At 37.1% G+C, this 11554-nt stretch carries 10 protein-coding genes; 4 read left to right on the top strand and 6 right to left on the bottom strand.

All coding sequences use genetic code 11. The features are described 5' to 3' along the window. Positions 1–30 precede the first annotated feature (30 nt). From RT261_RS08655 to RT261_RS08680, 6 genes are all read right to left on the bottom strand, one after another. Positions 31–396, bottom strand: a complete 366-nt coding sequence (locus tag RT261_RS08655) for a radical SAM protein (RefSeq protein ID WP_313131829.1) — start codon at positions 394–396, stop codon at positions 31–33. A 133-nt stretch (positions 397–529) separates the two neighbouring features. Further along, positions 530–1819: an MATE family efflux transporter gene (locus RT261_RS08660; RefSeq protein ID WP_313131906.1), complete on the bottom strand. Its 1290-nt coding sequence runs from the start codon at positions 1817–1819 to the stop codon at positions 530–532. Between the two features lie 157 nt (positions 1820–1976). Beyond that, complete coding sequence (locus tag RT261_RS08665) at positions 1977–2483, bottom strand: DUF2812 domain-containing protein (RefSeq protein WP_313131831.1); 507 nt, start codon at positions 2481–2483, stop codon at positions 1977–1979. After that, complete coding sequence (locus RT261_RS08670; RefSeq protein ID WP_313131833.1) at positions 2480–2806, bottom strand: PadR family transcriptional regulator; 327 nt, start codon at positions 2804–2806, stop codon at positions 2480–2482. The genes RT261_RS08665 and RT261_RS08670 overlap by 4 nt, the downstream gene beginning before the upstream one ends. Positions 2807–3076: 270 nt before the next feature. Further along, positions 3077–4252: an MFS transporter gene (locus RT261_RS08675; RefSeq protein WP_313131835.1), complete on the bottom strand. Its 1176-nt coding sequence runs from the start codon at positions 4250–4252 to the stop codon at positions 3077–3079. 236 nt (positions 4253–4488) lie between these two features. Continuing rightward, positions 4489–4959 carry a hypothetical protein gene (locus tag RT261_RS08680; protein WP_313131837.1) on the bottom strand — a complete coding sequence of 157 codons (471 nt, stop codon included), beginning with the start codon at positions 4957–4959 and terminating at the stop codon, positions 4489–4491. Between the two features lie 382 nt (positions 4960–5341). Between RT261_RS08680 and RT261_RS08685 the strand changes: the two genes are divergently transcribed. The 4 genes from RT261_RS08685 to RT261_RS08700 all read left to right on the top strand — a co-directional run bounded on the left by RT261_RS08685 (position 5342) and on the right by RT261_RS08700 (position 11543). Next, complete coding sequence (locus RT261_RS08685; protein ID WP_313131839.1) at positions 5342–6580, top strand: ABC transporter substrate-binding protein; 1239 nt, start codon at positions 5342–5344, stop codon at positions 6578–6580. Positions 6581–6678: 98 nt separating this feature from the next. Next, a complete protein-coding gene (locus RT261_RS08690; RefSeq protein WP_313131840.1) occupies positions 6679–7602 on the top strand; it encodes a carbohydrate ABC transporter permease in 924 nt (307 codons plus the stop codon). Continuing rightward, complete coding sequence (locus tag RT261_RS08695) at positions 7602–8423, top strand: carbohydrate ABC transporter permease (protein ID WP_313131842.1); 822 nt, start codon at positions 7602–7604, stop codon at positions 8421–8423. The genes RT261_RS08690 and RT261_RS08695 overlap by 1 nt, the downstream gene beginning before the upstream one ends. Positions 8424–8549: 126 nt before the next feature. Continuing rightward, entirely contained in the window at positions 8550–11543 is a 2994-nt protein-coding gene (locus RT261_RS08700; protein WP_313131844.1) for a glycoside hydrolase family 2 TIM barrel-domain containing protein, read from the top strand. The last annotated feature ends 11 nt before the right edge of the window (positions 11544–11554 follow it).

Raw genomic sequence — 11554 nt, forward strand, 5'->3', positions numbered from 1 at the left:
GGTCTTGAAATCGAAATTCAAGACCACCCTTTAAAGAATATCATTTACACCACTTTCTTCTAATAAAGCAGCTACTTCTTCAATTCTTTTCATACTCTTTGTAAAGTATCCGTTGGTTATAAGCTGACGTTTTCTTATGCTGTGTTGTTTGGCAACAGTATGGATTTTTGACAGTCCTTCAGGACATAGTAGAGGCTCCCCACCGAATGTCATAATAGAATCAATCTCAGAATATTCTGACAATTCGTCCAATGCATTAGCAACAATATCTGCATTCAGTCTGTTTTTACCTTGCAGATATCCTTCTGAACAATGTTTGCATCTGCTTGTGCAGGCATCTGTCATAACAAATTCAACACGTTTAACCGTTTTGATATATTTATTTAATTCGTTCATACCATGCTCCTTTTAAACTGTATTTAGTTCCAATTAAGCATATCTAACCTCCAACATCTTTGCTACAATTTTAACATAAGTATAACCTGCCGACAATCCAAACTATACTTTGATAGTTTAAAAATTCAAAGTTTTAATCCCCATTCTTAATAAAACTATGAAGCCAGTCTGCCTTTTTATAATATATAAGAAACGCTATAGAACTGAGCATCCATGTCAATGGGTATGCCCAAAAGATTACCCGTATATCCGGTATAAGACGTACCATAATTGTTATGTAACTTATACGGACAATGCACCAACAAACAAGCATGACAATCATGGGAACAGTGGACTTTCCCGCACCTCTTAAGATTCCGGCCAGGCAATGGGACAGAGCCAACAGGCAAAAAAACAATGCTTCTGTTCTCGACTGCATAACGCCAAACTCTATGACATCCGGTTGACTATTGAAGAATCGAATTAATACCGGCGCAAATATCCATAATATAATACCAACAGTTTCTGCCAATAGCACTCCGGTCAGGATACCGAAACGGGCGCCTTTTTTTGCACGTTCATATTGTTTGGCGCCGAGATTTTGCCCGATAAATGTTGTTAAAGCAACGCTGAAACTGGTAATTGGTAAGAATGCAAAACCTTCAAGTTTAGAGTAACTGCCGCATCCGGCCATAGCAACAGAACCAAAACTATTGATGTTTGACTGGACGATAACATTGGCAAATCCAATTACAGAATTTTGCACGCCGGTTGGGATACCCATTTTAAGAACTTTTATAAGCATCTTAGGTTGAATGCGTATTTGATTGATATGTATCCGGTGTTCTCCCTCAACTCTCATAAGCTTAGTAAATCCAAGAATAGCACTAACAAACTGTGAGATTACAGTTGCAATAGCTGCACCGCCAATACCATATCCCAGTACAGCTACAAATAAAAGATCCAAGATCACATTGATGACCGCGGCTATAATTAGGTAGTAAAGGGGGTGCCTGCTGTCTCCAACTGCCTGAAAGATACCCATGCATGCATTGTACATAACAATGCCAATCCCGCCTGCAAAATACAATTGAAAATACATAATAGAATTAGGAAGTACATCCTCCGGTGTTCCCATCATCTTTAGCATCCAAGGTGAAAACACCATTCCTAACGCGGTTACAATTATTCCGGCGATAAGTCCAAAAGCAATGGTGGTATGAACTGCAATGGACAAATCTTTTGGGTTCTTTTCTCCAAAGTATCGGGCAATAATCACACTTGCTCCAACAAAAATACCATTAATAAAGCCCACAATTAAAAAAATCAGGCTGCCGGAAGAACTTACCGCAGCAAGTGCATCCTTTCCAAGAAAGTTCCCAACAACAAGGGAATCCACAATGTTATAAAGCTGCTGAAATAAATTTCCCAAAAAGATGGGCATAGCAAATAATACAATTTTTTTTGAAATTTTTCCTTCTGTCAAAGTTTTATCCTCACTGTCATTTAATCACTTCAACTTATTATCATAGTTCATGTAAAGAATATATGCAAGTCCCAAAAGTGAATGAATAATCGTGAGATTTTATAAGTCGGGTATATTATTTGTGTTTAAGCTTATATAAAGAGAATGTAAATCCAATGTATGGTAAGAATGTAAATATAAAAAATACAAAAACAATTAAGCCTAAAATTGCGAAAATAATTGATTTAATTAATGAGCTTAAAATAGCACAAATCATAATTAATGCGGCAAATAGCAGAGCACATTTTCCGCTCCAATCTCTGTTTTTATTAAGTACATCTATTTCTGACTCTGCGTCACTAAAGATAGGCGCCGCACCGGATTCAGCTCTGAATATTTGATGCCCGTTTTCTACAACGATTGGTGTCCAGCCACTGGCTTCGTAAAATGACAACATTTCCGGAGTAGTACTTATTTCTATATTCAAAGAATAATTGTAATCATGGGGATCACCTTCTTCAAAGCAGTAAAAAATACCTTTCATCTTTGATAAGTGCCATCCTTTTTTACTCATATCACTTAACATTTTCATATCACGTTTTGGTGTCATAGCGAATCCGCCACACATACGATATTTAGTCATACAATACCTCCTATTTGTTTTTCTGCAATTTGAACTATACTTTTTCTATATTCATAATTATCTTCAAGAATTTTTTTGCCCGAAGCTGTTATGACATACAAAATCTTAGAATCGTCTTCACTTATTTCAGAAATCCATCCAGCTTGATTTAACTTTTTAAGTGTGGTATACATGGTTGCCGGACCAATTTCTACAATTTTTTTTGTCATGGTCTGAACATCCTGCATAATCTTATAGCCATGAGCAGGTGTAAGAGTTGCAAGCAGTATTAAAAAAATACTATCCGTAAGTTCGCCAGATTCATAAGGACTTATTTTAGCCATTTCATCACCTCCACTATATCAATGATTGATACATACACTATATCAATCATTGATATAACTGTCAAGTATAAAAATCATTGAAAACTGTTTATTAAGAAAACTTTTTGGAATATAAATGGTATTGATATACGCAAGGAAACTCAAAACAATTAAAAAAACCCCGGAAACCTTGAATAATCAAAGCTTCCAGGGAGATTAAAAAGCATAACGGAATCCGAGCTCCGTAAGCTATAAGAAAAACTATGTAATATGAAACTGGATTATACATTACTACGACTCTCGAACATGAAATACATTAATAAGCACAAAGACTAACATCATAACAATTGCTATTACGATAGCACTCATACCTGCCCATATTCCCCAGTTATCCGATAAGGAACCTACAATAATTGGCATTAAAATAGAGCCAATACTGCTTAGCATAAGCAGGGCGCCCATAGACATGGGATACAACTTAATGGTACTGCCAAATGTAGAAACTGTTGTAGGGTAAATGCCTGCCATAGAAAATCCTAAACCCATGATTGCAATGGTAATTACAAGTATATTTTGTGTAGACAATAATAGCAGGTAAAAAGCAACTGTCCCAATGCTGGTTACTAAAAGCAATGTTTTCTTTGATATCTTATCTACTATGAATGCGCAGGTTAATCTTCCTGCAAGAATAACTACCCATAGTAAGGAAGCAAGCATTTGAGCATATTCTCTTGTCATAATATCGGTGTCAATGAAATATTTTACGATCCAACCATTAATAGCAGCTTCTGCACATAAATAGAAGAAGAGAATTCCGGAAACTATCCAAAAATGCTTGAATTTTAAAAATTGATAAGAGGTATTTTCCTTACTTTTTACCATATCATCTATTTCCATTTGTGAAAATAGAATCATAGAAATAATCGCAAGAAAAATGATAACACCGGCAGCTATTTTCCAACCACGATCTCCAGACATGTTTGTACATGCAATAACTAAGAAAGGAGAAGTCAAAGCTCCAATGGCAAATACACTATGTAAGATATTAAGTGCTCCGGGGCTGCTATTGGATACTTCATTTACAACTGTATTATTAAAATTAGAGATACTGCCTCTGCTTAGTCCTGTAGATAGAAAGCCTAAAATCAATAGAACCGGATTGCCTGTTATAATCATAATAAAAAAGCCCATAACTACAAAACTACATAAAAATAGAATTGACTTTTTTCGTCCTAAATAAATGGGCAACACCCCTGCGATAAATCCTGCGATTAAATTGCCTACCTGATGTGCCGATAATAAAGCTCCGCTAACTGTATTATTAAGCCCGTATTCGCTGCTGATAAGTGGTAATAGGGATCCTAAAATCATAGCATATAAGCCGTTGACTGCGAAAACAAAAAAACAGCATTTTAATATATATTTGTTGCGCTTGTCAAGTTGTGTGTAAAATGATGGGCTACCCATTAAAATAAATCCTCCTGTCTAAATAAAAATGCTCAACGAGGGTATTGTACCATATTTTATAATAAATACAAGCTTGGATAATGGATACAAATAATTCATTAATGAAATAAAAAACGCCAGAAATCTTGTAAACAAAGGATTTCTGACGAATTAGGTAAGTATGTATACAGAGAATTTGTCCATCCACTGGTTCTACATTCTAAAACCGGATGTTCATCAATAGTATTTTATTTATATCATTTTAACCTAATCGGTATAAATGTTTCCATTTGCGCCCAGCCTTGTGCAGCTATAATCTCTTTGGGAGTGATTATATGTCCCATTGCATAATGATTAGGGCGTACATCCAGCTCAAAAATCCCGGAGTTCTTTATGTATTCCACAGCTTCATTATATAGCTTTCCGTTAGTTTCTTCGTCCCCATCTCTATAGGCATAAGTAAGATAGTGCCCACCTTCGAAGTTGACAACCTTGTTGCCCCCATCTTCCATATCCTCACTTAATGCCCACCACCATACCATACCTTGATTTTCTTCATCAAAAAATAAAAAATCTCTAGGCATAAAATCATCTCTTGCTGAGGGGATGATTGCGGAAAAGTACTTATCAAACTTTCCTAATATACCATCCTCGGAAAAATCAAAGTTCTTATCTACAGCAGATGAAGCGGCTTTAAACGGTGGCAAATATATTATCCTAAACTCCATAAAAATACCTTCTTTCATTTTATTTTTACTATTTTACCATATTATTCCTACCAAAGGAAGGCTAAATATCTAATAAAGGGTATTTACTTTGCACTAATTCCATTTACTATTACAGAAACTAAATCAAAATACTGAAGGTTTACGGTTATAAGTTTCATAATTAGCTACATAATAAGATATGAAGAAAGTATACCGGTAAATGTATAAAATTCATCAAAATCGTTATTTAGCGAAATTGCACAAAAGATGTCGATAAAAATGTGAAATATATAGAAATAACAATTAGTAAACTAAAACTATTGAAATATTAACTAGTAAATACTATAATATATTTACTTAGTAATATTGAAATATATTTACTAAAAGAATAGGAGGAAGGTTCATGAAAAAAAAGTTAGCAGCATTATGCGTATTGTCTTTAGCAGTAGCAACAATCTTCACCGGATGTGGAAAGAATAAGGATAATACGGATAACGCAAAAGGAGAAAAAACAAAAATTCGTTTTGCATCCTGGGATGTAGCAGAGGATGTAGATCGTCAGCAGGCACTAGTAGACAAGTTTAATGCAGCACATGATGACATTGTGGTAACTCTGGAAGCTTACGGAAGTGACTTTGATACAAAAATTAGTGCAGGTATGGGTTCAGGGGATGCACCGGATGTTATGTACATGTGGAACTATCCGGCATATTCCGGTGGTTTAGAACCTCTGGATGGATATATTGAGAAAGAAGGAGAGAACTATAAGTCTAACTTCTATGAAACTCTTTGGAACTATAATTCAATCAATGATCAGGTATATGGTATTCCCATTGGATTTACAACACATGCCTTATTCTACAATAAAGATATATTTGCAGAAGCAGGTGTGGCAGAACCTACAGCTGACTGGACCTGGGATGATTTAAAGGCAGCAGCAAAAACTATTACAGAGAAAACCTCAGCATTAGGATTTTCTTTCCAGATGAAACCAGATCCTTATGATTTTGAGATGTATCTGTGGAGTAATGGAACTGCATATTGCGACAAGGATGGAAAACTAGAAGGAAATTTAAATTCCGAGAAGTCTCAGGAAGTATTCCAGATGTTCCAGGGTATGGAGAAAGATGGATATGCAATAGCTTCTGAAAAGAGTGGAACAGATGAATTCCGTTCCGGTGCAGTAGCAATGTATGTTTATGGTTCCTGGGCAATTAGTTCACTTAAGGAAGATCAGTTGAACTACGGTGTTGCTACCATTCCTGCCTTTGCTAATGCAGGTCAGGATTCAGTTAGTATTTTAAGCTCCTCCGGTATCTCTATGTCTAAAGACAGCAAGAATAAAGATGCAGCATGGGAATTTATAAAATTCTGGACAAATGAAGAAGCAAATAAAGAACGTATCGGTTTGGAATTACCTGTATTAAACAGCGTTGTAGAGTCTGAAAAAATTATGGAACAGCCTGAATATGCACCATTTTATGTTATGTTGGAGCAAAGTAAGGGCTATACACCGGCAAGCTTTATTATTAAGGATTGGTCCGAAAAATCAGAAAACCTTTCCTTATCTTTTGAAGAAATATTTAACCCTAGTGTTTTACAAAGTGCACCGGATGTATTAAATAACGCGGTACAGCAGTAAACAGGAAAGGAAAGCATAATAGTAAGCTATCTGGGGCATAACGCCCCGGATAACTTGCATCTTTTACAAATAAAGAAGGGTCTAGGCAGGTGGAAATTATGAAGCGCAAAAAATTTATAAGGAAAGCAACCCCGTATTTCTTCATTTCTCCATGGATAATTGGTTTTTTAGTATTCACAATAGGACCGCTCATCTTGTCTCTTATCATGAGCTTTTTTGATTGGCCGTTGACAACAGAGCCGGTGTTCAGGGGATTTGGGAACTACATAGAGATGTTCACAAAGGACGCTCAGTTCTGGAAGTCTCTAAAAATCAGTCTAAAATATGCAGCAATTTTTGTCCCATTAAACATGGGAATTGCGCTATTCCTTGCCATGCTGATTACGCAGCCGGTAAGAGGAGTAAAAGTATTCCGTACCATATTCTATATTCCAGCAGTTATATCCGGTGTTGCAGTTTCTATTATTTGGGGATGGATCTTAAATGGTGACTACGGTGCATTAAATTATTTATTATCTTTAATTGGAATCGAAGGGCCAAGATGGCTGGTAGATCCCGCTTGGGCATTATTTGCAGTTATTCTTGCAAGTGCCTTTGGTGTAGGTACTATGATGCTCATATTTTATACTAACATTAAAAGTATACCTAATGATGTGTATGAAGCAGCCTCTCTTGACGGGGCCAGTCCCGCAAGACAGTTTTTCAGCATTACATTACCGATTATAACACCTACAATTTTGTTTAATTTGATTACCTCAATTATTGGTTCTTTCCAGCAGGTTACTCTGGTAATGCTGCTGACTGGTGGCGGCCCCTTAAAATCCACTTATTTTTACGGCCTTTACACCTATAATAATGCCTTTAAGCATCATAAACTGGGTTATGCAAGTGCCAATGCCTGGGTGATGTTTATCATAATACTGATTTTAACAGCATTGGTTTTCAAGTCCTCGTCAACATGGGTATTTTATGAGGCAGAAGCAAAAAAAGAAAATAAGAAGAGAAGGGGAGGTAGAAAGTAATGAAGATGTCAAGAAAAACGAAAGCTATTATATATATTTTACTGACAGTGATTGCGGTATACTTCCTTGCACCTTTTGTATATATGTTCTTTACTACTTTTAAAACAGAGGCAGAGGCAATCGCATATCCTCCCAAGCTGTTTCCGTCAAAATGGCTGTTTGAGAATTTCGTAAATGCCTGGAAATCACAACCCTTTGGAACTTATTTAAAGAACTCCATCTTGGTTACCGTATTGACTACCGCAGGTCAGATACTTTCCTGTTCTTTGGTTGCCTACGGTTTTGCTAAGTTTGAATTTAAAGGGAAAAATGCTTTGTTCATGATTCTTCTTTCAACCATGATGATTCCCTGGGATGTTACCATGATTCCACAGTACATGGAATTTAATATGTTTGGATGGATTAATACATTAAAGCCTTTGATTATACCGGCATGGTTCGGTTCGGCTTATTATATTTTCCTTATGAGACAGTTCCTTATGGGAATTCCAAAGGATTTTGAAGAAGCTGCCCGCATCGACGGAGCCAACTCTTTTCAGATTTATTGGAAGATTTATATGCCAATTTTAAAGCCTTCCCTTATTCTGGTGGGTGTTCTGAATATGATTTCAGTATGGAATGACTATCTTGGACCATTGATTTTCTTACAGGAAAGAAGCAAATACACATTGGCATTAGGGCTGGCGGCCTTTAAGGGAGTTCACAGTACAAGAATTATTCCGATGCTTTGCATCACAGTTATTATGATTATACCACCAATTATTGCATTTGTTGTTGCACAAAAATATATTGTGGAAGGAACCAGTGGTTCCATTAAATAAGAAAAAGCGGCCGGGTAGCTTATTTCAGATAGTATGTGTTCTGTTTTCTGCCCGGCTTTACATTTATCTCAGTTACCAAAAGGTATCATTCATTTATAGTTAATATTTAGATAAGGAGAAATAGACATGACGAGGAGAAAAAAGAAGAGATGGGAAGACCATCAATTGGGGCATATAGGAAGAAGAGAGGCTCGTACTGCTTTCTATAAGGATTCTGCTAACAGAATCAGTTTAAACGGAGAATGGAAGTTTTTATATATGGAAGCTCCCGAATTATCTCCGGAAGACTTTATGAATAAGGAAAACGGCAGCCAGTGGGATACCATAGATGTTCCATCGGTATGGCAATTAAGAGGATATGACCGGATGCATTATACTGATGTACTGTATTTGTTTCCAATCAATCCTCCTTTTGTACCCACCGAGAACCCTACCGGAATTTATAAAAAGATAGTTTCTCTTAACAAAGAATGGATGTCTCATGATACAATTCTAAAATTTCATGGAGTAGATAGTGCATTTGATGTATGGGTAAACGGAACACATGCGGGATACAGTAAAGTCAGCCGTCTTCCCAGTGAATTTGATATTACAGACCTGTTGCAGGAAGGTGATAATGACATTACGGTGCGGGTTTATAAATGGTCCGATGGTACTTACCTGGAGGATCAGGATATGTGGTGGCTTTCAGGAATTTACCGTGATGTGGAATTGATTAATGAGCCAAAGAACAGTATTATTGATTGTGCCGTAAACGGAGATCTGGACAGTACTTATAAAAACGGAATATTAAAGGCAGACATTACAACAAAAGAAATAAGCTGCGAGGGTACTTGGAAGTTAGAGAGGACTGGGAAAGAAGCTGCAAGTGGAACGTTTCGAACAGAAGATGGGAAAGCTCATTTGGAAGAAATGATTCCTGAGGCAGACCTTTGGACAGCAGAGACTCCGAATCTATATGAGTTGACGGTATCTACAGACAGCCATGAGATAAAGGTACGTGTGGGATTCCGCAAGATTGAAATTATAGATCATAATTTTTGTGTAAATAATCAGGTTATTTTATTAAATGGTGTAAATCATCATGATTATAATCCCAAAGAAGGACGCTGTGTTACATATGAGCAGTCCAGAGCAGATGTTCTGCTCATGAAGCAGTATAATATAAACGCGGTACGCTGTTCCCACTATCCTGCAAATGAACATTTTTATGATCTTTGCGATGAATATGGACTTTATGTAATTGATGAGGCGGATTTGGAATGCCATGGCTTTGAATGGGTAGAGCGGTATGACTGGATTACCGATGATCCAACCTGGAAGCAAGCTTATGTGGATAGAAGCATTCGCATGGTAAAAAGGGATCGCAATCATCCTTCCATTATAATGTGGTCTATGGGAAATGAATCCAGCTTTGGCTGTAATTTTAAAAGTGCTGCAAAAGCCATAAAAGAATTGGACAGCACAAGATTGCTTCATTATGAAGGAGACTATGAAGCAGAGATTACAGATGTATATTCTACCATGTACACACGTTTGAAAAGATTAAAAGAAATTGGGGAATATGAAATAAAAGGAAAGAAACCTCATGTGATGTGTGAATACGGTCATGCCATGGGAAATGGACCGGGAGGACTTAAGGCATATCAGGATATGTACCGTAAGTATAAGAGGCTTCAAGGCGGTTTTATCTGGGAATGGTATGATCATGGTATTTATACGGAGGAAGATGGAGAGACCTATTACCGTTACGGCGGAAATTACGGCGATTTTCCTACTAATGGTAATTTCTGTATTGATGGTCTGCTGATGCCGGACAGAACACCTTCTCCTGGATTGCTGGAGTATAAACAGGTTATTGCACCGGTTGAGGTGACAAGAATAGAAGGAACACAAAGGGAGTTTCAGTTAAAGAACTATTATGATTTCCTTTCTTTAGAGCATTTTTATGTTAAATGGGCAGTACAGGGAGAGGATAAGTTACTTCAGGAAGGAACCATTGACCGCCTGACAGCACTTCCTCATGAAACAGAGAAGATAATCATTCCTTTTGACCCTATCCAACCGGAAGCCAATACAGACTATTATCTTAACATAACAGTGTGCCGGAAAGAAGCAACCCAATATGCAGAGGCTGGCTATGAGATTTCAAAAGTACAATTTCCTCTGGATATACTCTATAATATACTGGAAGAACGTCCACAGGGAAATACACTGAAAGTATCGGAAGTAGAAAATATTTTAACTATAGAGAATGATGGCGTAACGGTAAGATTTCATAAGGTATTTGGAAATCTGCTTAGTGTATCGGTAAAGGATAAAGAATACTTAAGTGAAGGTCCTAAGGTGACAGTGTACCGTGCTACTATTGATAATGATATGTATAAAAAAGAGGACTGGATGGAGAGATACTTTATCCAGAAATCCAGTGAACAGACAGAGTATTTCAGATATAAAGAGGACCGGGATAAAGTAAGGGTTTCCATTGGTAAATACTTCGGATGTTATAATCAATCCTGGGGATTTGAATGTGATTACGAATATACGGTATATTCCAGTGGTCAGGTTAAAGTGAACTTACACGGAAAAGCAATACAAAACGGAAAACTGGAACCTGCCTTTCTGCCTAGAATCGGCGTCATAATGAAGGGAAATAAGGAACTTCAGCAAGCCATATGGTATGGACGTGGGCCTGGAGAAAATTATGCAGACAGCAAAGAAGCAGGTGTCATGGGGATTTATTCTAACTCTGTGGACGAGATGGGAACTAACTATGTATTTCCTCAGGAAAATGGACACAGGGAAGAGGTTAGATGGTTCAGTATCGGAAACGGAGATAAGACCTTGCTATGTAAAGCAGAAATGCCTCTTGGGTTGAATCTTGCTAATTATACGGATGAAAGTCTGGAAGAAGCGAAACATCCATTCCAGATTAAGAGAGCTGAAGATGTTATTATCCATCTGGATTATGCCCAGTCTGGATTAGGAAGCAACAGCTGCGGCGAAGAGCAGCAGGAGGAGTTCAAGGTAAAACTTCAGGACTTTACTATGGCATTTGAGTTACAGGTGGTATCTGATGGTGAAGAAATGAAGGAAGCGAAAAGACGCTATCTGGATTAAGAAAATAACAT

Origin of the sequence: Anaerocolumna sp., from assembly GCF_032079385.1 — a bacterium.
Taxonomy (GTDB): Bacteria; Bacillota; Clostridia; order Lachnospirales; family Lachnospiraceae; genus Anaerocolumna.

Excerpts from the sequence above, each read along its gene's own strand:
- RT261_RS08655 (WP_313131829.1), bottom strand. The coding sequence starts at position 396 with ATGAACGAATTAAATAAATATATCAAAACGGTTAAACGTGTTGAATTT.
- RT261_RS08660 (WP_313131906.1), bottom strand. The coding sequence starts at position 1,819 with ATGCCCATCTTTTTGGGAAATTTATTTCAGCAGCTTTATAACATTGTG.
- RT261_RS08665 (WP_313131831.1), bottom strand. The coding sequence starts at position 2,483 with ATGACTAAATATCGTATGTGTGGCGGATTCGCTATGACACCAAAACGT.
- RT261_RS08670 (WP_313131833.1), bottom strand. The coding sequence starts at position 2,806 with ATGGCTAAAATAAGTCCTTATGAATCTGGCGAACTTACGGATAGTATT.
- RT261_RS08675 (WP_313131835.1), bottom strand. The coding sequence starts at position 4,252 with ATGGGTAGCCCATCATTTTACACACAACTTGACAAGCGCAACAAATAT.
- RT261_RS08680 (WP_313131837.1), bottom strand. The coding sequence starts at position 4,959 with ATGGAGTTTAGGATAATATATTTGCCACCGTTTAAAGCCGCTTCATCT.
- RT261_RS08685 (WP_313131839.1), top strand. The coding sequence starts at position 5,342 with ATGAAAAAAAAGTTAGCAGCATTATGCGTATTGTCTTTAGCAGTAGCA.
- RT261_RS08690 (WP_313131840.1), top strand. The coding sequence starts at position 6,679 with ATGAAGCGCAAAAAATTTATAAGGAAAGCAACCCCGTATTTCTTCATT.
- RT261_RS08695 (WP_313131842.1), top strand. The coding sequence starts at position 7,602 with ATGAAGATGTCAAGAAAAACGAAAGCTATTATATATATTTTACTGACA.
- RT261_RS08700 (WP_313131844.1), top strand. The coding sequence starts at position 8,550 with ATGACGAGGAGAAAAAAGAAGAGATGGGAAGACCATCAATTGGGGCAT.